Here is a 23182-nt window from a genome sequence, read left to right as displayed (position 1 = left end):
TAAATAACGTTTATCTTCATACTCATTGCCGGCCTCATTTGCGTCAGTGAGTATGGGGCAACTCAATTCCATATCACCGATAAATTCTCCTGTATTGACGGCATCATTAATAAATCCCGAATGTCTCAATTTCGTATTCATCACATTTTCATGAGATAAATTTACATAACTTGTTACCTATTGACATTTTTATGATCCAGGTCATGTACAACGCAAGCTATCATCGATAATGATAATAATTATCATTTGTATTTTACAGGATGCGTACCGTGCGTAAGTTCTGTGTTTTCCTGCTGACCACTGTGTGTAGCTTGCTTGTAAGCCTTCATGTATGGGCCGCAACAAACTATGCTCCGTTAATTGAGGATATTGAACAACGTCTTGATAAAACAGCAGAACTTTACTCTCAGCAACAAACTGATGAAGCGCGGCGAACGGTGCAAATGGCGTACTTTGAGGTATTTGAAAACCTTGAAGGTCCTATTCGAATCAACATTTCCGCCAGCAAAAGTTATGAGATGGAAAGCGCTTTTGGTGAGATTCGTCGCATGATTGGCGAAAAAAAATCGCTCTCTGACGTGCAGTCTAAAATCGACTGGCTCAAAGCCTCGCTGCGCGAAGTTGAACCTGTGTTAGATGGCGGACATCGCCTGGTTGCCGAAGAGCAGCACAATGCGTTTTCCAGGACAGATATCGCCGTACACTGGCAAGAAAGTTTTCGCGTTATCGACGATTTGTTGGCTCAGGCAGTAAATAACTATCAGGCCGGGAATTTAAGCGTAGCCAGCCAGAACGTTCAACAAGCGCACTATCAGGGTTTTAAAAACTCAGAGATGGAAATGTCGGTCAGACAGAATCGATCGGCAAAAGACGCTGCTGCGATTAACCAGCAATTTTCTGCGTTGATTGCGCTCACCGCAGAGCCGGATCGCCTTAATGATGTCTCTTATCAGGTCACGACGTTGTTACAGGATATTGAGGATCTTCTGCCTGGTCTGCCTACTACCCGTGACGAACAGCAGGTCACGGCGGTGCAAAACACGGGGAATACGCCCACGGCACAGGATGATATAGCCCGCGCAGACTGGGCTGCCGTCTCGTTGGGTATCCATCAAAGTATTCAGAAAGCGATTGCCCGTTACCAGGAGGGCGATGCGAAGAATGCCATTCTGGATGTGCAAGACAGTTATTTTGACCGCTTTGAAGCTAGCGGTATGGAAAACAAAATCGGTTCTCGCGATTCGGCATTTAAAACCTCGCTGGAGGCTTACTTCACGCGTCTGGTTAGTCTGATGAAAGCGGGTCAGCCAGTGGAAAGACTCAACGCTGAAGCCAGCGCACTGGAGCAGGATTTACAAAAAGCAGTGGTGATGTTGGGGGAAGGAGAAGAAACCCAGTGGAGCCTGCTGCTCTACAGCCTGATGATTATCGTGCGCGAAGGACTGGAGGCCCTGCTTATTGTGGCGGCCATCGTGGCTTATATGGTGAAAAACAATCACCAGGATAAGCTTCCGTTAATTCGCCAGTCGGTGATTGTCGCGTTAATCGCAAGCGTTATTACCGCTGTGATATTCCAACTCCTGTTCACGAATTCCGGCGCCAGCCGAGAACTGCTGGAAGGCGTAACGATGCTGATTGCCGTCGTCATGCTGTTCTTCATGAGCTACTGGTTACTGTCTAAAGTCGAGGCTCGCCACTGGAAAGCATGGCTGGAAGGGAAACTGTCCCACTCACTTTCCCGTGGTTCACTGGTTGGACTGTGGCTTACCAGCTTCCTGGCGGTTTACCGCGAAGGGGCGGAGACCGTGCTGTTTTACTACGCCCTGATCGGGGATGCGAATGATATTTCTGGGCATATGGCGATTGCGGCAGGTTTTGTTATCGGCTGTGTTGTTCTGCTGGTCGCCTGGCTCATCATGCGCTACTCGGTTGTACGCCTGCCTTTGAAGCCGTTCTTTATGTTTACCGGCAGTTTTATGTACCTGATGGCCTTTGTATTTGCGGGCAAAGGGGTTCTGGAACTGGTGGAAGGTAAGCTGTTCCAGCCAACGTTGATTAACGGCTTCCCTGAAATCAGTTGGTTGGGAATTTATCCCTACGTGGAAACGTTATTACCGCAGGCCATATTGCTACTTGCGGCGCTGGTGGCGCTGTGGGTGATGCGGCGGAAAAGCACTGTTCCTGGGGAAACGATAAAAACTAATCTATAGCTGTTATTTGAGACGAGAGGATATGTCTGATGACCATGAAGAAAACCCTGATTGCCAGTGCAGTGATGGCCGGTATTTTCACTGCTCCGGCAGCGTTTGCCTTTAAGGAGTATCCGGCAGGCGAGCCTGTCACCATGAATGAGATGGAACTGGCCGCTGTGTACCTGCAGCCAATCGATATGGAACCGCGTGGCATGGGATTACCGGCAGCAAAAGCCGATATTCACCTTGAGGCGGATATTCATGCCGTGGAAGGCAGTAAAAATGGTTTTGGCGCAGGCGAATGGATCCCTTATCTGACTATCAGTTACACCTTGATTAACAGTGATACGGGTGAAAAACAAGAAGGTACGTTCATGCCGATGGTTGCCAGCGATGGCCCTCATTACGGTGCGAACATCAAAATGATGGGGGTGGGTAACTATAAAGTGACCTATCACATCGAACCGCCGTCAAAAGCAGGTATGCACCGTCATACAGACAGTGAGACCGGCGTTGGTCGCTGGTGGAAACCATTTGATGTGAGTTATGAATTTAAATACGTCGGCCTGAACTAAGCGCTTTTCCATCAGGCTGCTTGATTTGCCATTTTGGACCGGGCAGTGCTCACAATCTTACGTACGAAGTGTACCCACGATTTGTTTTGCGCTGCTCATGTCTTAACTGACCGCGAACTTATCCCCCTGATGGGCAGGCTCTAAATTATCGATGTACCTGGATAGTTACATCATTCAATCCGCCGTACAGAGTCGATGTTATGAGTTATTTTTTTGTCACGACGCTACAGGTTTTTTTCTGCATTGCGCTGCTCTCCGGGGTTCTCTGGAGTCGCATCGATCCCCCTTCATTGCGCCCACTCGTCTGGACATTACTCCCAGGCTTAATCCTTGGCGTGCTGGTGGGACTTACCCTCCGTGGCTCGCAGCCACTGCAATTGTTGCTGGTTGGCACAGAAGTGATGATTACGCTGCTGTTCGTATTGAGCTTCTGGTGGGTATCAAAGCGCATTCGCTACCTGTGGCAAGGGATTTTGGTGTTTGGCGCAGCCCGACATTGGGCTTTGGATCCCAATCTCGGCGGATTAACCAGCACCCATGTGCTAAATACCGATCTGCTGTTGAATCTGACGGCAATGCTATTGGCATTTGCGATCCTCTGCCTGGCGGGGGTACTGAGCGCCATGCTGTTGCGTCGTATTCGTGGACTCTACTGGCCGTTGACGCTGATTCTGATGGTCATGATTTGGCTGCCATTAAGCGGTAATTTGTTGCTGCTGTTAATGAAACTGCAGGTGCTACCGCTGGCGAGATCGCTATTGAGTTTTGTGGCCAAAGTGACAAACAACGCGGCGATGTATAACTGGTTGGGGGCCGCTCTATTACTTGCTCTGGCACTGTGCTGGGTACCGGCGTTGTTACGCGCGATCCGCCAGACGCGTAAAGCCGATGAGCCGATTGCTTATCGACTGGCGCTGGCGCATCGTCGAAATGCGTTTCGTCTTTGGCTGGTCACGCTAGGTTGTGCGGTGGTGGTGATCGCCGGGCAACTGTGGTGGGAAAAAGTCGCCTCTCAACCGCCGCAGTTGTCAGAAGCCATTCCGGTACAACTTGCCAGTGATGGCATGGTTCATCTGCCAATAGAACGACTCCGTGATGGCAAGCTGCACCGCTTTGTTTGGGTGGCCGATGATGGTAAAGCGGTACGTTTTTTCGTGATTAACCGCTATCCCGACAAGTTGCGTTTGGGGGTGGTTTTTGATGCCTGTCTACTGTGTGGCGATCAGGGTTACGTGATGGAAGGTAATCAGGTTATCTGCGTGGCATGCGGGGTACACATTTTCATTCCTTCGATTGGTAAACCTGGTGGTTGCAATCCGGTGCCAATTGAAAACTGGCGTAATGATGAGAAAGAGCTGGTGATCCCAGGTAAAGAGCTGGCTGCTGGCGTGAATTACTTCTCGACGGTCATGACCATCAAGGTGACCGACCCGGTTGATGGTTCCACATTGACCAATACTTCTGCTGACTACAAATACAGCTATGGTGGCAAAACCTGGTTTTTCTCGTCCGAGGCCAATTACGATCGCTTCCGTAAAACTCCGGAACAGTTCGTCCCTGCTGAATTGAGGGAGGAGTAACAAAATGCTGTGGAGAATGTTACGACAATCCTGGGGGCGTAATCTCCGACGCAAGGGGCTGGCTATTATGACCGTCTTTCTTGCGTCCAGCCTGATCTCCGCCCTGCTGGCGGTGTCGATTGATATTGGCGATAAAATGTCCAGAGAATTGAAGTCCTATGGTGCCAATATTTTGATTGAACCTGCCGGACAGGCGGCGCTGCCTACACTTTTCAGTGAAAACAGTAATCCACTATCAGGACAGGATTTCCTTGATGAAGCGGAACTCCCCAACATTAAGGATATTTTCTGGCGCAACAACATTGTCGGCTTTGCCCCTATGCTTGGCGGTGATGTCGACGTTAACGGCAAAGAAGTACGTATTCTCGGCACCTTCTTCAGCCAACCGGTAGATATTCCAGATGAAGAAGGGTTTGAGACGGGGCAAAAAACGGTAAGCCCGTTCTGGCAAGTGACAGGCCACTGGCCGCAAGAGCCTGCTGGTGATGCTCCTCAAACACTGGTAGGGCATGCGTTGGCACGACAAACGGGCTGGAAGCCAGGCGATCAACTGGTGATCCGTACCAGCAATACAACGGTGAATGTGACCGTCAGCGGCATCCTCTCCAGCGGCGGGGATGAGGATAACCAACTGGTTATGCCGTTGAGCACGGCGCAAACGTTGCTGGATTTACCCGGCAAAGTGCAGGCCATTCGTGTCTCAGCGCTGACGGTGCCGGAAAATGAGTTGTCGCGTCGGGCGCGTGAAAATCTCGATGCACTGAATGCTGAAGAGTACGACCTTTGGTACTGCACGGCCTATGTCTCGTCCATTGCTCTTCAACTGGAGGAGGCTATTTCCGGTGCAGAAGTTCGCCCTGTGTGGCAGGTTGCTGCATCTGAGGGGGTTGTAATCGATAAAATTCAGTTGCTGATGGCCGTCGTGACCGTCGCAGCACTGGCAGCTTCGGCTATGGGAATCGCGTCACTGATGACCAGCACCATTATGGAGCGCGCTAAAGAGATCGGCCTGATGAAGGCGCTTGGCGCGCATCAGTGGCAAATCATGCTGTTGTTCTATCTTGAAGCCGCGTCCAGTGGACTGGCCGGTGGGGCATTGGGATGTGTTGCTGGATGGGGAATGGCGAAAGCGATTGGCCTGATGCTATTTGATGCGCCATTAAATTTTGCCTGGATTGTGGTGCCATGTGTATTGGTTATTGCGGTCCTGATTGCCCTGATTGGCACCTGGTTCCCGGCCCGCCGTATTGCCCGCCTGTATCCTGTGGAGGTGCTGTATGGCCGCTAAACGTACCATGCTCTGGTTGCTGGTATGGCGGGCGCTGCGTCTGCGTTTTCAGCGAGTTAGCGTAGTATTTGCCGCATTGATGGTCGGGGCGACCATTGTGACCGCGCTATCTGCGGTGTGGTTCGACATCAATACCAAAATGAGTGAAGAATTGCGGACCTTTGGCGCAAATTTCTACATCGGGCCAGGCCATGGCTCCAGCATGCCGCAGCAAGCGTTGCAGACTATTTTAGATCAGGCACCGCAAGGCCTGGTTCACGGAGCCAGTCCTTGGCTTTACGGTATGGCGCGTACCGAGCTGGAGAAGGTGGTGATTGTCGGCGTGTGGTTTGAATCCTTGCAAAAGCTGGTGCCGTACTGGCAGGTTCAGGGGAGTTGGATTGGTGTTAGCTTTGACGATCGCAATGCGATGATTGGCGTCAAATTGGCTGAGCGTCTTAACGTCCAACCGGGCGATAACATCATCCTGGTGGATCACAATCAGCGCAAAAACTTACAGATAAAAGGCATTGTTGAAGCCGGTGATGCGACAGATAACATGCTAATTGTGAGTCTTGATGTGGCGCAGGCGTGGTTGCATCAGCCCGATAAAATCAGCCATGGGCTGCTGAGTGTCAGTAACGATGTTGGTCAGGTGGAAAACTATGCCAGCCGATTGCAGGCTCAATACCCGGATCTGGAGATCCGTCCTATACGGAAAGTCTCCGCATCAGAAGGACAGGTACTGGATAAAATAAAAGGGTTAATGGGGCTGGTATCGGTTGTGATCCTTGCGCTGTCATCTTTGTGCGTGAATACCACGTTGATGGCCATTGTGGGTGAGCGGGCCAGGGAATTTGCGCTGCAAAAAGCGTTGGGGGCCAGCAACGGTGATATTGTCCGGCAAATTCTCCTTGAAACCTGCATTATCGCGCTGGCTGCAGTGGTTTGTGGGTGGATCTTAGGGTACATGTTGGCCCAACTACTGGGACTGACCGTATTCAATGCCGCAATAGCGCTACGCTGGCCAGTGCTGCCCATCACCCTGACATTATCTTTACTGGTCGCCATTCTGGCGGCGATTGTTCCGGTCCGTCGCGCGGTTAGCGTCGAACCCGCAAAAGTGTTGAAAGGAGAGTAACGCAATGTCCGTTGTGCAGACCCCGTCAATGGCGATTGAAACCCGCCATTTATATAAACGGTTCGGCGATGTTACCGCCTTAGATGACATTAACCTGCAAATAGTGCAGGGGGAGTTTGTCGCGATTATGGGCGCTTCTGGTTCGGGTAAAACGACACTGATGAATATTCTGACCTGCCTGGACACCGCGACAGAAGGTCAGGTGTTTTTAGATGGGATTGATGCTGCCGCACTGGATGAAGAGGGGCGTCGCCGTTTTCGTGCTGAGAAAATAGGGTTGGTATTCCAGCAGTTTCATCTGATCCCGTTTTTAACCGCGCTGGAGAATATCATGCTGGCGCAACACTACCATAGCGTGGTAGATGAAGCGGCGGCCAGAAAGGTTCTGGAACAAGTCGGTCTTGGGCATCGAGTAACACACCTGCCGAGTCAACTTTCTGGGGGAGAGCAGCAACGGGTGTGCATTGCCCGGGCGCTGGTCAATGAGCCGCCGGTGATTTTTGCCGATGAACCTACGGGTAACCTTGACGAAGAGAATGAACAGCGGGTGTTGGATCTACTCACTGATCTGCATCGGCAGGGGCGCACGATTGTGATGGTGACGCATAATCCGGCGCTTGGGTTATTTGCCGATCGTATTATCCGTTTGCAGCATGGCAAATATCAGGGTGAGGAGGCGAATCAACATGCGCTGGATTAACATATTAACTTTCTCCATTTTGGTTCTGATTAGTGGATGTAAAGAAGAGAAGTTGGTGGTTGGGCAGCAAGCCCCGGCGCTGGCAACATTCGACCTGCAGGGGGGAGAAGCAGGGCTTGAACGCTGGCGTGGAAAGGCTGTTTATCTAAACTTTTGGTCGGCGGGATGCGGTGGCTGTCTTGCCGAAATGGACGCGCTGGAAGCGCTAAGTAAAAAGTGGGGCGATAACGTTGTGGTCGTGGCCGTGAATACCGATCCGGCGACGGTTAACATAGATAACTTACTGGCGAAACATCAGGTTTCTTACCCGGTACTCCGCGATCAGCTTAAGATTTCCCAGGAGCGCTATCAGGTCATCGGTACGCCAACCTCTGTGTTAATTGACAGGGACGGTCGTGTACTGGAATTACACCAGGGGATGCGGAAACCGCCTGAGTTAGATGCAACGTTTGCGCGACTGGCCGCCCGATGAACGCGATACAAAGAGAAACACTATATGGCATTCAGGTGGAATAAAGAGAGTCTGGCCGTCCTGCGTGAAAACGCAGGCGTTCTCACGACGGAGCAGATTGCGGGGATGCTTCGCACTAATATTACGGTTGTGCGCAATATGGCGTACCGACTGAAACTCAGCCTGCGGGTATCCGCCTACAATCAAAAACGTATTGAGCAGGTACAAACTCTCTATACGTCTTCTGAACCACTAAATCTGAAAGAGATTGCTGCAAAAACTGGACTGACATTCAGTACGGTGCAATACATTGTATATGTGAAATTAAAAAGTAAACCATATACCAAACGGGAATATGTTTCCTTTGAAACTGATGATGCGGTTCATTATCGGATACAACGAGAGTTCATTGATACTGAGCGTTCCCTTTTACACAACATCCCAGATAACACGTGCTTTCATCAATTGTATCTGACAGACGGAACCTTATATTGTGCACGTAATATCCGCAGCGAAGTGATTATCTGCGAATAATTGGATGGCATATTTCGTCACCCGACGAAGCAAGTATTCATAGTTGCGTTTAACCTGGCTTATCTTTTTTTGTGGGAAAATAAAGAATGGCCAATGTATACGCATTTGAACCCTCCCTGGTGATGATGATTACCGTCACGTTTGTCCTCGCCGGGATGGTGAAAGGTGTCACCGGTATGGGTTTGCCCACGGTGGCGATGGGGATCCTCGGATCGCTTATTTCTCCGGTCGCAGCGGCGGCGATGTTGCTGTTACCCTCTCTAATTAGCAATCTGTTTCAGTTTGGCGGTGGTGGTAACACTGGCCGATTGCTGCAACGATTGTGGCCTATGCTGCTGGCGGTGGTGATTGCCACTTTGCTTGCCAGTGTCTGGATCACCGGGGGCGACACAACCCGGACCCAGTTTGCGCTGGGTATGGCACTGGTTGCTTATGCTATCTGGACGCTGGCGGGAAAGAAAATTACCGTGGATCCGCAGCGTGAAAAACCCTTTTCCCTTGTCATTGGATTCGTGACCGGTTTATTGACGGGGGGAACGGGGGTATTTGTCATGCCCGCCGTGCCATGGATCCAGTCTTTGGGCTTTGAAAAGGATGAACTGGTACAGGCGCTTGGGATCTCTTTTACGTTTTCGACACTGGCGTTAGCACTGGGCTTGTGGTGGCACAACGCGCTGCCCGTACAATCCCTAAGTTTGTCGGCTTTGGCCATTGTTCCTGCACTTATTGGCCAGTGGATAGGAACCCGTGTGCGAAGAGTTATTTCTCCGCTCGTGTTTAAACGCTGTTTTCTGTTTTGTCTGATCGGGCTTGGCGTAGAGATGATGCTGCGAGCGGCGTGACCTGTGCAGTGACTTTAGGGCGCTCTCATGGCATCGTTCATTCAGCTATTTAGGGTCAAAGGGGGCGTTATGGCATCAGTGGTGTTAAATGAAGAAGAGGACGATCTGGAGTCGAGAATGGCGCTTACTGCGGCGGCAATGGCCGATAAGTCGCGCTCGCGTATGCTGTGCGCCCTGATGGATGGGCGCGCCTGGACTGCAACCGAACTTAGCGCTGTGGCGGATGTGTCTGCGTCGACCGCCAGCGCGCATCTGGCGCGTCTGTGCGAACAACGCTTTGTTGTGGCGCTTGCGCAGGGCAGGCATCGTTATTTTCGCCTTGCGAGTCACGATATCGCCGAACTGCTGGAGCGCCTGATGGGCGTGGCGTGGAGCACATCCGTACCACGAAAAATTACTACGCCGCTAAGCTTGCGGCATGCCCGAACTTGCTACGATCATCTGGCTGGAGAGGTGGCGGTAAGGCTGTTCGATACGCTGGTTTCCCGCCAGTGGTTAACGCCGGATGGCGAAACGCTGACGTTACTTGGACAGGAAAAGCTGGCGCTGATGGGGATTGTCCTCACTGCTGGCTCATCCCGGCGGAAATTAACCTGTGGTTGTCTGGACTGGAGCGAACGACGTTATCATCCCGGCGGCGTGCTTGGCGCATCGCTGCTGCGCTGGTTGATTGAAAAGCAATGGATAAAAACGCAGACAGGCAGCCGCCACGTTACCTTTACCCCACTTGGTGTGCGCAAACTTCAGACGGAGTTTGGCATCCAAACGACACGGTAGATGCCCCATTTTTGCGAAAGCGTTCCCGGAAAAATGTCATATATCTGTCACACTCTGTGGTGATTGATAACAACAAGAGGTCGTAGGGATGAATAAATCGTTAATCGCCGCCGCTGTGGCAGGGGCTGTATTACTGTCCACCGCCGCGCAGGCGCAGACCGCGCCGGAAGGCTATCAGCTTCAACAAGTATTGATGATGAGTCGGCATAACTTACGCGCACCTTTAGCCAATAACGGCAGCGTTCTTGAGCAGTCCACCCCCAAACAATGGCCAGAATGGGATGTCCCCGGCGGACAACTCACCACCAAAGGCGGCGTGCTGGAAATCTATATGGGTCACTATATGCGAGAGTGGCTGGCAGAGCAGGGGATGGTGAAATCGGGCGAATGTCCGGCACCGGATACGGTTTATACCTATGCTAACAGCCTGCAGCGCACTGTTGCTACGGCGCAGTTTTTTGTCACCGGTGCTTTCCCTGGTTGCGATGTTCCGGTCCATCATCAGGAAAAAATGGGCACCATGGATCCCACCTTTAATCCGGTGATCACCGATGATTCCGCCGCCTTCAGCCAGCAGGCCGTTCAGGCGATGGAGAAAGAGCGTAGTAAAATGCAGCTCGACGACAGTTACCAACTGCTTGAGCAAATGACCGACTACAAAGACTCGCCGTCCTGCAAAGAAAAACAGCAGTGTTCTCTGACTGATGCGAAAGACACATTCAGTGCTAAGTATCAGCAGGAGCCAGGCGTGTCGGGGCCGCTGAAGGTGGGGAATTCGCTGGTTGATGCCTTCACCTTGCAATATTACGAAGGCTTCCCGATGGACAAGGTTGCCTGGGGCGAGATTAAATCCGATCAACAATGGAAGGTGCTGTCGAAGCTGAAAAACGGCTATCAGGACAGTCTGTTCACCTCCCCGGAAGTGGCGCAGAACGTCGCCAAACCGCTGGTGAAATATATTGATAATGCGTTGGTTACGGAACGCGTGAAAGCACCGAAAATAACTGTGCTGGTGGGACATGACTCAAACATCGCTTCGCTGCTCACCGCGCTGGATTTCAAACCCTACCAGCTTCACGATCAGAACGAGCGTACGCCGATTGGCGGGAAGATTGTCTTCCAGCGCTGGCATGACAGCAACGCAAATCGTGATCTGATGAAAATCGAGTATGTGTATCAGAGCTCGCAGCAGTTGCGTAATGCAGACGTTCTGACGCTGAAATCCCCGGCGCAGCGCGTAACGCTGGAGCTGAAAGGTTGCCCGATAGATGTGAATGGTTTTTGCCCGATAGATAAGTTCGACAGCGTGCTGAATGAGGCGGCGAAGTAAAAGAAAAACTCCCCCGTGTTCGCGGGGGAGTCTGAGCGCTAGACGTTTTTACGTTCGATAGTCTGTTCACCCCAAAAGAGCGAATCTTTGTCTGTTTTTTCAAAGGCTTTGATGAGTACCTCGTCGCTACCTTCTTCCCAAATTTTTTCCGCCAGTTTTTCGTCATAATTCGCGACTTCAAAAATGGCTTCGGCTATTTCCGGCGATGTATTGCGCAGACTTGCCCATTCACCAACGTGATGAGCTTTCGCTTCTTGAGTTGGCATTCGAATCCTCCTGTTGAAGATTAGCCGTTGAGTTTTACTGCCAGACCCGCGACATATTCACCCTGATAGCGGGCGATAGATAACTCTTCCTGACTTGGCTGACGAGAGCCGTCGCCTCCGGCGATGGTCGTTGCGCCGTAAGGTGTGCCTCCACGAACTTGTGAGACATCAAACAGTTCTTGCGCCGCATAACCGATGGGTACAATCACCATCCCATGGTGGGCAAGTGTTGTCCAGGTTGATGTAATGGTTTGTTCCTGACCGCCGCCAGTGCCTGTTGAGCTGAATACGCTGGCGAGTTTGCCGTAAAGGCCGCCAGAAGCCCACAGTCCGCCAGTCTGGTCGAGGAAGGTGCGCATCTGGCCGGACATATTGCCAAAGCGTGTCGGGGTACCAAAAATAATGGCGTCGTAATCAGCCAGTTCTTGCGGGGTGGCGACTGGTGCGTTTTGGGTTTTGCCGCCAGCCTTGAGGAAAATCTCAGGCTGCATGGTCTCTGGTACGCGCTTAATAATCACTTCCGCGCCATCTACCTTATTTGCGCCTTCTGCGACTGCATGGGCCATAGTTTCAATGTGTCCGTACATGGAATAATAAAGCACCAGAACTTTTGCCATTTTACACTACTCCTCGAGTTAACTGTGTCCGTAGCGATTCGCTACCTCCCTTTAAAGATATGACGTACGGCCAGGAGTGCAAATTTCACAATCACTTCTTTGATTTATAACAATTTTTATAACAACTGTTTTTGTTGCAAAATGATACATTTTTAACCGAGCGGAATTTGGTAGCCATAAGAAAGACTTATTGATTTCATGCCGCGATTATTAACATCTGGCGGCCATTCCTGTTGCAGAATATTACAGTTCGCCGGTTATCCGGTTACTCTTCACTATGCTTAATCCCACGCAGTAAAAATCAGGGCACGGCCCTTGCGCTGCGTGAGGTATCACTCCTCAGTACCTATGCAATATGATGGCTAATCAATGACGGAGGTCAGTAATGGCAAACCATCGGGGCGGTTCCGGCAACTTTGCGGAAGACCGCGAAAGAGCATCAGAAGCAGGTCGAAAAGGTGGCCAGCACAGCGGGGGCAACTTCAAGAATGACCCGCAACGCGCTTCAGAAGCAGGAAAAAAAGGGGGCAAGAATAGTCACGGCAATAACAAATCGTAATTGTCGGGCTGTCTGTTAGAGATATCGTGACGGCTGAGTGTTCAGAGACAGACGTTACGTCGCCACCGCCGCCGGGTCGTTCCGGCGGTTTTTTTTGTCTGCAAGGTTGAACTGTAACAAAACGCAACGCAGACTAATGACATTCAGATAATCGGGTGTCTCATGTCATTACTTTCTCGTTATTCCTTCTCTGTTAAACCCCAGGAGGCGATCCTTATTGTGATCACCATGTTCTGGGGCGGAACGTTTTTGGCTGTGCAATATGCTGTCACGCTGAGCGGTCCCTTTTTCTTTGTCGGCGTGCGTTTTGCCACCGCCGCGCTGGCGGTCGCGCTTTTGTCGTTACGCACATTGCATAAGCTAACGTGGCTGGAATTCAAAGCAGGCGTGGCAATCGGTATCGCCATTGCGCTGGGCTATAGTCTGCAAACCTGGGGACTACAGTTTATTCCCAGCAGTAAATCGGCGTTTATTACTGCGATGTACGTGCCACTGGTACCGCTTTTACAATGGCTGTGTCTGGGACGTATGCCCGGACTGATGCCGTGTGTCGGTATTGTGCTGGCTTTTATCGGGTTGATTTTTCTCGCCGGGCCAGGAGGCAATTTGCTGGCTTTGGGCGAAGGAGAGTGGATCACGCTCGCCGGTGCGGTGGCGATTGCGGCGGAAATTATCCTGATTAGCGCGTGGGCGGGAAAAGTGGATGTACGGCGGGTAACGGTAGTGCAACTGGCAACTGCTTCGATAGTGGCGTTTATTGCGATGGGACCAGCCGGAGAGACCGTACCGCCAATGTCTACCGGATTGCTGGTGGTGGCGCTGGGGCTGGGGATTTTCAGTGCGATTATCCAGGTCACCATGAACTGGGCGCAGCGCAGCGTTTCGCCGACACGCGCAACGGTAATCTATACCGGTGAGCCTGTATGGGCGGGGATTTTTGGTCGACTCGCAGGGGAACGTCTGCCGCTGCTTGCTCTGTTGGGGGCGGCATTCATTATCATTGGCGTACTGGTCAGCGAACTCAAGTTCAAAAAGAAGAAAGCCGTCCAGCAGGAGGCTCCGCCCGAGTCGCTTTAATTTAACGTTTCAGTGTGCGATTTGTTATGCTGGCGCCCTCAGAACAAGGAGAGGGTGCATGGCTCAAGGCGCAGAGAAAAAAACAGGTAAACGCTCGCAGGCCGTGAGTGCAAAACGCCAGGCTATCTTAACCGCGGCATTAAATGTCTTTTCCCAGTATGGCATTCATGGCACGCGTCTGGAGCAGATTGCGGAACTGGCGGGGGTGTCTAAAACGAATCTGCTTTATTACTACCCTTCTAAAGAAGTGCTCTATATTGCCGTATTACGCCAGATCCTCGATATCTGGCTGGCACCGCTAAAGGCCTTTCGCGAGGACTTTGCGCCACTGTCGGCGATTAAAGAGTACATCCGACTCAAACTGGAAGTGTCCCGCGATTATCCCCAGGCATCGCGACTATTTTGTATGGAAATGCTGGCAGGCGCGCCGTTGTTGATGGCTGAGTTAACTGGCGATCTCAAAACGCTGATTGATGAGAAATCTGCGCTGATTGCTGGGTGGATTAAAAGCGGGAAGCTGGCGCCGGTCGATCCGCATCATCTGATTTTTATGATTTGGGCTTCAACCCAGCATTACGCCGATTTTGCCCCACAGGTAGAGGCAGTGACGGGCGCAACGCTGCGTGATGAAGCCTTTTTTAACCAAACCGTTGAGAGCGTGCAGCGGATGATTATTGAAGGGATCCGCGTGCGTTAACCTGCCGGCGGTAACGGGCAGCTTAAGTCACCCTCTTCGCACTGTAAGAGCGAGGCGAGAAACGCTTCGCGCTCGTTGGTCTTATCCGTCAGGCACTGGCTGGAAATCATCGCCTGAACGCTACCGCCTTCGGTACCTGAACTGATTAACGCACAGTCCGCATCGCGCAGAGTTATCCAGGATATTTGCGCTTTTTTCAGTAAATCGCGCTGGGTTGGAGCGGCGCGCTTCAGCGCATTCTGGTACGTTTCATTAAGTTTGGCGTCGGCCGCCTTATACTGCTCTGCCGCACAGGTGTTCATCTCAATCTGCGTGTTCGCGTTGGCGCAGTCATCCGCCAGCACCTGGCCGCTCAGCAGCAGTGCGGCACAGGTCAGTACAATTCGTTTCATGCTTCCCTCTGGCTTCATAAAAAAGGCTCCGTTGCCGGAGCCTTAATTAACCACAACCTTAGCCGATTGTCATCAGGCTGGCGTTCCCCCCGGCAGCGGCAGTATTGACGCTCAGGGAACGTTCAATGTACAGCCTCTCCAGCAGAATATTGCTTTCGCCACGGGCAAAGCCCTGGACCGAGACAATCGCCCCTTCGCGGGCTGCCACAGATTCGCACAATGCGCGAAGCTGATCGGAATCGCCGTGGAAAATAACGGCATCAAACGGCTGCGAGGTGATGTTGTCCGCTTTGGCAAACTGAATACGCCCGGAAACCGCAGTTGGCAGACGTTTTGCCAGGTCGCGATGGAATGTATCATCCGGCCACAGGATTAAGCTACCTACGGAAGCCACCGCGGCAACCTGTACCAGTGCATCCTGCTCATCATCGGCGATACACAGCACGCGTTCGCGCGGCAACAGCGTCCAGGTATTGCGCTCGCCGGTTGGTCCTGGCAGCAGGCGTTGCGTTCCGGCCTGTGCCAGTTCGCCAAACTGCTGACAGAGCGCATGCAGCGACGGGCGATCGATTGCCCATGCGGTGAGCGCTTCCAGCGGTTGAATCAGCGCTGATTTAAGCTGTGTATCGACAGGGTAGTCTGCATCCTGACGCGCAAGCGTAATGCCTAACGCATTTTCCGGTCGGTTTGCCAGCAGGCGGTACAGATACAGCGGTCCACCCGCTTTGGGTCCGGTGCCTGACAAGCCTTCGCCACCGAATGGCTGTACGCCGACAACGGCACCGACCATATTGCGGTTAACGTACAGGTTACCCACATGTGCCGATCCCGTGACCTGGGCGATGGTTTCATCGATGCGGGTGTGCACGCCCAGCGTCAGACCGTAGCCGGAGGCATTAATTTGCTCAATCAGGCTGCCCAGAGTGTTACGGGTGTAACGCACGACGTGCAGTACCGGACCAAACACCTCTTTTTGTAATTCATCGAAGCTTTCCAGCTCAATAAGCGTCGGGGCGATAAAGGTACCGGTTTGCCATTCCCGCGCATCGTCGCTATTTTCGCGCACGGCCTGGAATACCGGACGTCCTTTGGCGCGCATGGCCTGAATATGGCGCTCAATATTGGCTTTGGCTTCTTCATCGATAACCGGCCCGATATCGGTAGTCAGGCGGCCCGGGTTGCCCATGCGGCATTCCGACATCGCGCCGCGCAGCATTTTCAGCGTATGGTCGGCAATATCATCCTGCAGGCACAGGACGCGCAGTGCCGAGCAGCGTTGTCCGGCACTGTCAAAGGCAGAGGCCAGAACGTCGACCACGACTTGTTCCGTCAATGCGGAGGAGTCGACAATCATTGCGTTCATCCCACCGGTTTCGGCGATAAGCGGGATTGGACGCCCCTGCGCATCGAGACGAGTCGCGATATTGCGTTGTAACAGCGTGGCGACTTCCGTGGAGCCGGTAAACATCACGCCGCGAACTCGCTCATCGGAAGTGAGCTGCGCCCCGACCGTTTCACCCTGACCAGGCAACAGTTGCACCACGCCCGGCGGGACTCCCGCTTCAAGCAAGATTGCGATGCCCTGGGCGGCAATCAGTGGGGTTTGCTCCGCAGGTTTCGCCAGCACGCTATTGCCCGCCGCCAGTGCGGCAGCAATCTGTCCGGTGAAAATAGCCAGCGGGAAGTTCCATGGGCTGATACAGACCACCGGGCCTAACGGACGATGGGTTTCATTATCGAAGTCATCGCGCACCTGGCCGGCATAATAGTGCAGGAAGTCGACCGCTTCGCGCACTTCCGCAATGGCGTTACTGAAGGTTTTACCTGCTTCGCGCACCAGAATGCCAATCAATTGCTGCATCTGGCCTTCCATCAGAACGGCGGCGCGATGCAAAATAGCGGCGCGCTCTTGTGGCGGTGTGGCGAACCAGATCGGCGCGTTATTTACCGCGTTCTGTAATGCCTGTTCCACCTCGCTGTGAGTCGCTTCACGCACGTAACCGACTATGTCTTTCGGTTCGGCCGGGTTGACGACGGGCGTCATTTCACCGTCAGCAACCGGATGTTCGAGTATTGGCTTAGCGTGCCATTTTTGCAGCGCGCTGTTGAGCAGGGCAGAGGACAGCGAGGCCAGACGATGTTCGTTAGCTAAATCCAGCCCGCCTGAGTTTTCGCGGCCTTTACCGTACAGGTCACGCGGCAGGGCAATTTTCGGATGCGGCAGCCCGGCCTGACCTTCCTGCTGTGCCAGTTTTTCAACAGCTTCGACTGGATCGGCAACCAGTTCGTCCAGCGGCAGGGTGGTGTCTGCAATACGGTTGACGAATGAGGTGTTGGCGCCGTTTTCCAGCAGACGACGCACCAGGTACGCCAGCAGCGTTTCGTGCGTGCCGACCGGCGCATAAATGCGGCATGGACGGTTCAGCTTGCCATCAGCGACTTTACCGGTGACCTGCTCATATAGCGGTTCGCCCATACCGTGCAGGCACTGGAACTCGTACTGACCCGGATAGTAGTTTTGACCGGCTAACTGATAAATCGCCGCCAGCGTATGCGCGTTGTGGGTGGCGAACTGTGGGTAGATCAGATTCGGTACAGCAAGCAGTTTTTTCGCACAGGCCAGATAGGAAACGTCGGTGTACACCTTACGGGTGTAAACCGGATAGCCTTCCAGACCGTCCATCTGCGCACGTTTGATTTCGCTATCCCAGTAGGCGCCCTTAACCAGGCGGATCATCAGGCGACGGCGGCTGCGCGTGGCGAGGTCAATCAGGTAGTCGATAACATACGGGCAGCGCTTCTGGTAGGCCTGGATAACAAAACCGATACCGTTCCAGCCCGCCAGCTCAGGTTCAAAGCACAGTTTTTCCAGCAGATCGAGGGAGATCTCCAGTCGGTCTGCCTCTTCAGCATCAATATTGATACCGATGTCGTACTGGCGGGCCAGCAGAGTAAGCGACTTCAGACGCGGATAGAGTTCATCCATCACGCGGTCATACTGCGCGCGGCTATAACGCGGATGCAGCGCCGACAGCTTGATAGAAATGCCCGGCCCTTCATAGATGCCGCGCCCGTTTGAGGCTTTGCCAATGGCGTGGATCGCCTGTTGGTACGAAACCATATAAGCCTGGGCATCAGCGGCGGTTAGAGCCGCTTCGCCCAGCATGTCATAAGAGTAGCGGAAACCTTTTTCTTCCAGTTTACGCGCGTTAGCCAGCGCTTCGGCGATAGTCTCTCCGGTGACAAACTGCTCGCCCATCAAGCGCATTGCCATGTCGACGCCTTTACGCACCAGTGGTTCACCGCTCTTGCCGATAATACGGTTGAGTGAGCGTGAAAGGCTGGCTTCATTATGCGTAGAAACCAGACGACCGGTAAACAACAGCCCCCAGGTCGCCGCGTTGACGAAAAGTGACGGGCTGCGTCCAATGTGCGATTGCCAGTTGCCGTTGCTGATCTTGTCGCGGATTAACGCATCGCGGGTTGCCTTATCAGGAATACGCAGCAAGGCTTCCGCCAGACACATCAGCGCGACGCCTTCCTGTGAAGATAGGGAGAACTCCTGCAATAAACCTTGTACCATCCCGGCGCGGCCGCTGGCGGTTTTCTGGTTACGCAGTTTGTCGGCCAGATCGTACGCCAGCTTGTGCGCTTGCTCAGCGATGGGTTGCGGCAGACGAGCCTGCTCCATCAGCATCGGCACTGCGTCGGTTTCGGCGCGGCGGTACGCGGCGGTGATTGCTGCGCGGGAAACTGACTGCGGCAGGATCTGCTCGGCAAATTCAAGGAAAGGCTGGTGCGCTTCATTCTGCGGCGTGGTTGGCTCCTCACCCTCATTCGCGGCACCCGCCAGCAGGGCCGGTAGTTCAGGAAGCGCGTCGTCATTTTCCAGTCTTTCGAGATAATTAAAGATGGCTTGTTTGATCAGCCAATGTGGCGTGCGATCGATTCGTGATGCTGCTGTTTTAATACGCTCGCGAGTGGCGTCATCCAGCTTAACCCCCATCGTGGTGGTTCCCATGCCGTTTACTCCTGTTGTACTGAAATACGGGTCTGATAGTTACCGAGAAATATCCACTATGTTGCAACTTTGTGCAACCGTGTTAAATGTGACTTGGTTTGCAAGCTTGGAAATGAATGAAATGTTAATAAATGTGAGTTTTATGATGTGGGCTGTAAAAATTACAAAATCTTTTTCTCTGCGGTAGTTAACACTTTTAAAAGGTGCAACCGAAAAAAATGTGAGAGAGTGCAACCTACAGAAAAATGCTATCTACTCTGGATCAAATTTGATGTAAATGGTGTGTTAAATCGATTGTGAATAACCATCGCTTCCGGCAGGATACGGTCGCCCTGGTCAACATAGATATCTTTGCCACGTTCCGGCAGGGTAATAAAACGGCAAGCCACGGCATTGCTGATACATAATTTTGGAGAGTTTTGATGGCTATTAGCACACCGATGTTAGTGACATTCTGTGTCTATATTTTCGGCATGATATTGATAGGGTTTATTGCTTGGCGTTCGACCAAAAACTTTGACGATTATATTCTGGGTGGACGCAGTCTGGGTCCGTTCGTAACGGCGTTGTCCGCCGGGGCATCTGACATGAGCGGCTGGCTGCTGATGGGGCTGCCTGGCGCGATTTTCCTGTCGGGGATTTCAGAAAGTTGGATCGCTATCGGTCTGGTATTAGGGGCATGGATCAACTGGAAACTGGTGGCCGGGCGTTTACGTGTACACACCGAATACAATAACAACGCGCTGACGTTGCCGGATTATTTTACCGGCCGTTTTGAAGATAAAAGTCGTATCCTGCGAATTATCTCAGCACTGGTTATCCTGCTGTTTTTCACCATCTATTGTGCTTCAGGGATTGTGGCAGGGGCGCGTCTGTTTGAAAGCACCTTTGGTATGAGCTACGAAACCGCGCTGTGGGCGGGCGCGGCCGCGACGATCATTTACACCTTTATCGGTGGTTTCCTGGCAGTAAGCTGGACCGATACCGTCCAGGCCAGCCTGATGATCTTCGCCCTGATCCTGACGCCGGTGATGGTTATTATTGGCGTGGGTGGGTTTGACGATTCGCTGGAAGTGATTAAACAAAAGAGCATTGAGAACGTGGACATGTTCAAAGGGCTGAATTTTGTTGCCATCATTTCCCTGATGGGCTGGGGTCTGGGCTATTTCGGTCAGCCGCATATTCTGGCGCGCTTTATGGCTGCAGATTCCCACCATAGCATCGTTCATGCTCGCCGCATTAGCATGGCCTGGATGATCCTGTGTCTGGCTGGCGCGGTTGCCGTTGGGTTCTTCGGCATTGCTTACTTCAATAACAACCCGTCGTTGGCGGGTGCCGTGAACCAGAATGCTGAGCGTGTGTTTATTGAACTGGCGCAGATCCTGTTCAATCCATGGATCGCCGGTATTCTGTTGTCTGCGATCCTTGCAGCGGTGATGTCGACGCTGAGCTGCCAGCTGCTGGTATGCTCCAGTGCGATTACCGAAGATTTGTACAAAGCGTTCCTGCGTAAAAATGCCAGCCAGAAAGAGCTGGTATGGATTGGGCGTATCATGGTGCTGGTCGTGGCGCTGGTGTCCATCGCGCTGGCGGCAAACCCAGAGAACCGTGTGCTCGGCCTGGTGAGCTACGCCTGGGCTGGCTTTGGTGCTGCCTTTGGTCCGGTTGTTCTGTTCTCCGTAATGTGGTCGCGTATGACCCGTAACGGCGCACTGGCAGGGATGGTCATTGGTGCAGTGACGGTTATCGTCTGGAAGCAGTTTGCCTGGTTGGGCCTGTATGAAATCATCCCGGGCTTCGTGTTCGGCAGCATCGGGATTGTGGTCTTCAGTCTGTGGGGGAAAGCGCCATCAGAAGCAATGCAGAAACGTTTTGCCGAGGCTGATGCGCATTATCATTCAGCACCGCCGTCGCGTTTGCAGGAAGAATAATCAGCCTCTGTCCTCAAGCCCGCCGTGTGCGGGCTTTTTTATTGACCCGGTCGTAAAACCGTCATAACCGTTACCTACCTAACCTTTTACATTCAGTCATCATTCTCAAAACATTCTGCTTGAGTTTTTCTTTGCTGTAATGATAATCACTATCACTGTAATTTACTTTTCTTTTCATCAATTGACCGAGAATAACGTTTAAGGGTTCTTCGCATGTTTGTTCCATTTCTAATTATGTTGCGCGAAGGGTTAGAGGCCGCGCTGATTGTCAGCCTGATTGCCAGCTACCTGAAACGGACTCAGCGCGGTCGATGGATTGGTGTGATGTGGATTGGTGTTCTGCTGGCGGCGGCGTTGTGCCTGGCGTTAGGCATTTTCATCAACGAAACCACCGGTGAATTTCCGCAAAAAGAACAGGAGCTGTTTGAAGGCATCGTGGCGCTCATTGCCGTGGTGATCCTGACCTGGATGGTCTTCTGGATGCGTAAAGTATCGCGCAACGTCAAAGTACAACTGGAACAGGCTGTCGATAACGCGTTACAGAAAGGCAATCATCATGGCTGGGCGCTGGTGATGATGGTCTTTTTTGCCGTTGCCCGTGAAGGGCTGGAGTCTGTCTTCTTCCTGCTGGCGGCATTCCAGCAGGATGTGGGTATTTGGCCACCGCTAGGTGCGATGCTGGGACTGGCTACCGCAGTGGTACTGGGATACCTGATTTACCTCGGCGGCATTCGCCTCAACCTCGGGGCATTCTTTAAATGGACCAGCCTGTTCATTTTGCTGGTAGCTGCCGGTCTTGCCGCTGGGGCCATTCGTGCATTCCACGAAGCTGGGTTGTGGAATCATTTTCAGGATGTGGCGTTTGATATGAGCAGCGTTCTGTCAACGCATTCGCTGTTTGGCACATTGATGGAAGGGATCTTCGGTTATCAGGAAGCGCCAAGCGTCAGTGAAGTTGCTGTCTGGTTTATCTATCTGATTCCGGCATTGATTATGTTTGCACTACCGCCGCGTTCAGGCACTACGGCATCGCGTACCGCACCTTGATAAAAACGCGATGCAGAATACTTTTTAGTTACAACATACTTATTTATAGGGATAGGTTATGACGTTTAATTTTCGCCGTAGTGCGCTGCAGTTGGGTATTGCCGCGCTGTTTGCATCCGCTTTTTCTGCACAAGCCGCCGATATTCCGCAGGTGAAAGTCACGGTTAACGACAAACAGTGTGAGCCGATGACCATCACGGTGAATGCCGGGAAAACGCAGTTCATCATCCAGAACCACAGCCAGAAAGCGCTGGAGTGGGAAATTCTTAAAGGCGTTATGGTGGTTGAAGAGCGCGAAAACATTGCACCAGGCTTTAGCCAGAAAATGACGGCTAATCTGCAGCCGGGTGAATATGATATGACCTGCGGTCTGCTGAACAACCCGAAAGGCAAGCTGATCGTGAAGGGGACTGCAACGGCAGATGCCGCGCACAGCGACGCTCTGCTGAGTCTGAGCGGCGCGATTACTGAATACAAAGCCTATGTAACGGCAGAAACCGCGCAACTGGTGACAGGCACGAAAGCCTTCACCGATGCGATTAAAGCAGGTGATCTGGAAAAAGCGAAATCGCTGTATGCGCCAACCCGTCAGCATTATGAGCGTATTGAACCGATTGCTGAACTGTTCTCCGATCTCGACGGCAGCATTGATGCGCGTGAAGATGACTATGAGCAAAAAGCCGCCGATCCGAAATTCACCGGCTTCCACCGCCTGGAGAAAGCGCTGTTTGGCGACAATACCACTAAAGGTATGGACAAGTACGCCGACCAATTAAACAGTGATGTTCTTGACCTGCAAACGCGTATTAGCGAGCTGGCTTTCCCACCGTCTAAAGTGGTTGGCGGAGCAGCAGGGTTGATTGAAGAAGTTGCTGCCAGCAAAATCAGTGGGGAAGAAGATCGCTACAGCCATACCGATCTGTGGGATTTCCAGGCTAACGTCGATGGCGCGCAGAAAATTGTCGATCTCCTGCGTCCTCAATTACAAAAATCCAATGCTGAACTGCTGGCGAAGGTGGATGCGAACTTCAAAAAAGTCGATACCATTCTGAGCAAGTACCGTACCAAAGACGGTTTTGAAACCTATGACAAACTGACCGATGCCGATCGCAATGCGCTGAAAGGGCCAATCACGACGCTGGCGGAAGACTTGTCGCAATTACGCGGTGTTCTGGGTCTGGATTAA

Annotated in this window: 21 protein-coding genes; 17 read left to right on the top strand and 4 right to left on the bottom strand. The window is 52.4% G+C overall.

Annotated features, from left to right (window positions below; all coding sequences use genetic code 11):
• Positions 1 to 260 precede the first annotated feature (260 nt).
• The 11 genes from OGY19_RS16175 (at position 261) to agp (ending at position 11389) form a co-directional block, all read left to right on the top strand.
• Entirely contained in the window at positions 261 to 2210 is a 1950-nt protein-coding gene (locus OGY19_RS16175) for an FTR1 family iron permease (protein WP_201442548.1), read from the top strand.
• Between the two features lie 29 nt (positions 2211 to 2239).
• Positions 2240 to 2767 carry an iron transporter gene (locus tag OGY19_RS16170; RefSeq protein WP_003035987.1) on the top strand — a complete coding sequence of 176 codons (528 nt, stop codon included), beginning with the start codon at positions 2240 to 2242 and terminating at the stop codon, positions 2765 to 2767.
• Between the two features lie 200 nt (positions 2768 to 2967).
• Positions 2968 to 4347: a Fe-S-containing protein gene (locus OGY19_RS16165; RefSeq protein ID WP_286596809.1), complete on the top strand. Its 1380-nt coding sequence runs from the start codon at positions 2968 to 2970 to the stop codon at positions 4345 to 4347.
• 4 nt (positions 4348 to 4351) lie between these two features.
• A complete protein-coding gene (locus OGY19_RS16160; RefSeq protein WP_286596808.1) occupies positions 4352 to 5635 on the top strand; it encodes an ABC transporter permease in 1284 nt (427 codons plus the stop codon).
• Complete coding sequence (locus tag OGY19_RS16155; protein WP_061067650.1) at positions 5625 to 6755, top strand: ABC transporter permease; 1131 nt, start codon at positions 5625 to 5627, stop codon at positions 6753 to 6755. The genes OGY19_RS16160 and OGY19_RS16155 overlap by 11 nt, the downstream gene beginning before the upstream one ends.
• A 4-nt stretch (positions 6756 to 6759) precedes the next feature.
• A complete protein-coding gene (locus OGY19_RS16150; RefSeq protein ID WP_048212087.1) occupies positions 6760 to 7455 on the top strand; it encodes an ABC transporter ATP-binding protein in 696 nt (231 codons plus the stop codon).
• Entirely contained in the window at positions 7442 to 7927 is a 486-nt protein-coding gene (locus OGY19_RS16145) for a TlpA family protein disulfide reductase (RefSeq protein ID WP_142879276.1), read from the top strand. The genes OGY19_RS16150 and OGY19_RS16145 overlap by 14 nt, the downstream gene beginning before the upstream one ends.
• 24 nt (positions 7928 to 7951) lie before the next feature.
• Positions 7952 to 8440 (top strand): hypothetical protein, encoded by a 489-nt coding sequence (locus tag OGY19_RS16140; RefSeq protein WP_061067652.1) that lies wholly within the window; start codon positions 7952 to 7954, stop codon positions 8438 to 8440.
• An 86-nt stretch (positions 8441 to 8526) separates the two neighbouring features.
• Positions 8527 to 9282 (top strand): sulfite exporter TauE/SafE family protein, encoded by a 756-nt coding sequence (locus OGY19_RS16135; protein WP_101741507.1) that lies wholly within the window; start codon positions 8527 to 8529, stop codon positions 9280 to 9282.
• Positions 9283 to 9351: 69 nt separating this feature from the next.
• Positions 9352 to 10059, top strand: coding sequence for an ArsR/SmtB family transcription factor (locus OGY19_RS16130; protein ID WP_115602274.1), 708 nt, complete (start codon positions 9352 to 9354; stop codon positions 10057 to 10059).
• Positions 10060 to 10147: 88 nt separating this feature from the next.
• Positions 10148 to 11389 carry a bifunctional glucose-1-phosphatase/inositol phosphatase gene (gene agp / locus OGY19_RS16125; protein ID WP_115602273.1) on the top strand — a complete coding sequence of 414 codons (1242 nt, stop codon included), beginning with the start codon at positions 10148 to 10150 and terminating at the stop codon, positions 11387 to 11389.
• 38 nt (positions 11390 to 11427) lie between these two features.
• Here the strand turns inward: agp and OGY19_RS16120 are convergent, their stop codons facing one another.
• Positions 11428 to 11655 (bottom strand): YccJ family protein, encoded by a 228-nt coding sequence (locus OGY19_RS16120; protein WP_061067654.1) that lies wholly within the window; start codon positions 11653 to 11655, stop codon positions 11428 to 11430.
• A gap of 20 nt (positions 11656 to 11675) precedes the next feature.
• Positions 11676 to 12272 (bottom strand): NAD(P)H:quinone oxidoreductase, encoded by a 597-nt coding sequence (gene wrbA / locus OGY19_RS16115; RefSeq protein WP_003832057.1) that lies wholly within the window; start codon positions 12270 to 12272, stop codon positions 11676 to 11678.
• A 385-nt stretch (positions 12273 to 12657) separates the two neighbouring features.
• Between wrbA and OGY19_RS16110 the strand changes: the two genes are divergently transcribed.
• The 3 genes from OGY19_RS16110 (at position 12658) to rutR (ending at position 14605) form a co-directional block, all read left to right on the top strand.
• The gene (locus OGY19_RS16110; protein WP_003036022.1) at positions 12658 to 12831 is read left to right on the top strand and encodes a con-10 family general stress protein; all 174 of its coding nucleotides are present in this window, start codon (positions 12658 to 12660) and stop codon (positions 12829 to 12831) included.
• Positions 12832 to 12993: 162 nt separating this feature from the next.
• Positions 12994 to 13908 (top strand): DMT family transporter, encoded by a 915-nt coding sequence (locus tag OGY19_RS16105; RefSeq protein ID WP_048212081.1) that lies wholly within the window; start codon positions 12994 to 12996, stop codon positions 13906 to 13908.
• A 58-nt stretch (positions 13909 to 13966) separates the two neighbouring features.
• Positions 13967 to 14605, top strand: coding sequence for an HTH-type transcriptional regulator RutR (gene rutR, locus OGY19_RS16100; protein WP_101741504.1), 639 nt, complete (start codon positions 13967 to 13969; stop codon positions 14603 to 14605).
• On the opposite strand, the gene OGY19_RS16095 is transcribed toward rutR, so the two are convergent.
• Positions 14602 to 14997: a lysozyme inhibitor LprI family protein gene (locus tag OGY19_RS16095; RefSeq protein WP_061067656.1), complete on the bottom strand. Its 396-nt coding sequence runs from the start codon at positions 14995 to 14997 to the stop codon at positions 14602 to 14604. The genes rutR and OGY19_RS16095 overlap by 4 nt on opposite strands.
• A 58-nt stretch (positions 14998 to 15055) precedes the next feature.
• The gene (gene putA / locus OGY19_RS16090; protein ID WP_286596802.1) at positions 15056 to 19018 is read right to left on the bottom strand and encodes a trifunctional transcriptional regulator/proline dehydrogenase/L-glutamate gamma-semialdehyde dehydrogenase; all 3963 of its coding nucleotides are present in this window, start codon (positions 19016 to 19018) and stop codon (positions 15056 to 15058) included.
• Positions 19019 to 19440: 422 nt separating this feature from the next.
• On the opposite strand from putA, the gene putP reads away from it, so the two are divergent.
• From putP to efeO, 3 genes are all read left to right on the top strand, one after another.
• Positions 19441 to 20949, top strand: coding sequence for a sodium/proline symporter PutP (gene putP / locus OGY19_RS16085; protein ID WP_115602271.1), 1509 nt, complete (start codon positions 19441 to 19443; stop codon positions 20947 to 20949).
• Positions 20950 to 21162: 213 nt separating this feature from the next.
• Positions 21163 to 21996 carry an iron uptake transporter permease EfeU gene (gene efeU, locus OGY19_RS16080; protein ID WP_061067658.1) on the top strand — a complete coding sequence of 278 codons (834 nt, stop codon included), beginning with the start codon at positions 21163 to 21165 and terminating at the stop codon, positions 21994 to 21996.
• A gap of 58 nt (positions 21997 to 22054) precedes the next feature.
• The gene (gene efeO / locus OGY19_RS16075; RefSeq protein WP_286596799.1) at positions 22055 to 23182 is read left to right on the top strand and encodes an iron uptake system protein EfeO; all 1128 of its coding nucleotides are present in this window, start codon (positions 22055 to 22057) and stop codon (positions 23180 to 23182) included.

The sequence above is a fragment of the Citrobacter sp. Cy070 genome (assembly GCF_030332245.1).
Classification (GTDB): Bacteria; Pseudomonadota; Gammaproteobacteria; order Enterobacterales; family Enterobacteriaceae; genus Citrobacter; species Citrobacter youngae.
This window is presented reverse-complemented; position numbering and strand designations above follow the sequence as displayed.

Bases quoted from the DNA above. Each gene is read 5' to 3' on its own strand.
- OGY19_RS16120 (WP_061067654.1), bottom strand. From the start codon at position 11,655: ATGCCAACTCAAGAAGCGAAAGCTCATCACGTTGGTGAATGGGCAAGT.
- rutR (WP_101741504.1), top strand. From the start codon at position 13,967: ATGGCTCAAGGCGCAGAGAAAAAAACAGGTAAACGCTCGCAGGCCGTG.
- OGY19_RS16140 (WP_061067652.1), top strand. From the start codon at position 7,952: ATGGCATTCAGGTGGAATAAAGAGAGTCTGGCCGTCCTGCGTGAAAAC.
- OGY19_RS16145 (WP_142879276.1), top strand. From the start codon at position 7,442: ATGCGCTGGATTAACATATTAACTTTCTCCATTTTGGTTCTGATTAGT.
- OGY19_RS16170 (WP_003035987.1), top strand. From the start codon at position 2,240: ATGACCATGAAGAAAACCCTGATTGCCAGTGCAGTGATGGCCGGTATT.
- putA (WP_286596802.1), bottom strand. From the start codon at position 19,018: ATGGGAACCACCACGATGGGGGTTAAGCTGGATGACGCCACTCGCGAG.
- putP (WP_115602271.1), top strand. From the start codon at position 19,441: ATGGCTATTAGCACACCGATGTTAGTGACATTCTGTGTCTATATTTTC.
- agp (WP_115602273.1), top strand. From the start codon at position 10,148: ATGAATAAATCGTTAATCGCCGCCGCTGTGGCAGGGGCTGTATTACTG.
- OGY19_RS16110 (WP_003036022.1), top strand. From the start codon at position 12,658: ATGGCAAACCATCGGGGCGGTTCCGGCAACTTTGCGGAAGACCGCGAA.
- OGY19_RS16095 (WP_061067656.1), bottom strand. From the start codon at position 14,997: ATGAAACGAATTGTACTGACCTGTGCCGCACTGCTGCTGAGCGGCCAG.
- OGY19_RS16135 (WP_101741507.1), top strand. From the start codon at position 8,527: ATGGCCAATGTATACGCATTTGAACCCTCCCTGGTGATGATGATTACC.
- efeU (WP_061067658.1), top strand. From the start codon at position 21,163: ATGTTTGTTCCATTTCTAATTATGTTGCGCGAAGGGTTAGAGGCCGCG.
- OGY19_RS16155 (WP_061067650.1), top strand. From the start codon at position 5,625: ATGGCCGCTAAACGTACCATGCTCTGGTTGCTGGTATGGCGGGCGCTG.
- OGY19_RS16160 (WP_286596808.1), top strand. From the start codon at position 4,352: ATGCTGTGGAGAATGTTACGACAATCCTGGGGGCGTAATCTCCGACGC.
- OGY19_RS16105 (WP_048212081.1), top strand. From the start codon at position 12,994: ATGTCATTACTTTCTCGTTATTCCTTCTCTGTTAAACCCCAGGAGGCG.
- OGY19_RS16150 (WP_048212087.1), top strand. From the start codon at position 6,760: ATGTCCGTTGTGCAGACCCCGTCAATGGCGATTGAAACCCGCCATTTA.
- OGY19_RS16165 (WP_286596809.1), top strand. From the start codon at position 2,968: ATGAGTTATTTTTTTGTCACGACGCTACAGGTTTTTTTCTGCATTGCG.
- efeO (WP_286596799.1), top strand. From the start codon at position 22,055: ATGACGTTTAATTTTCGCCGTAGTGCGCTGCAGTTGGGTATTGCCGCG.
- OGY19_RS16175 (WP_201442548.1), top strand. From the start codon at position 261: ATGCGTACCGTGCGTAAGTTCTGTGTTTTCCTGCTGACCACTGTGTGT.
- wrbA (WP_003832057.1), bottom strand. From the start codon at position 12,272: ATGGCAAAAGTTCTGGTGCTTTATTATTCCATGTACGGACACATTGAA.
- OGY19_RS16130 (WP_115602274.1), top strand. From the start codon at position 9,352: ATGGCATCAGTGGTGTTAAATGAAGAAGAGGACGATCTGGAGTCGAGA.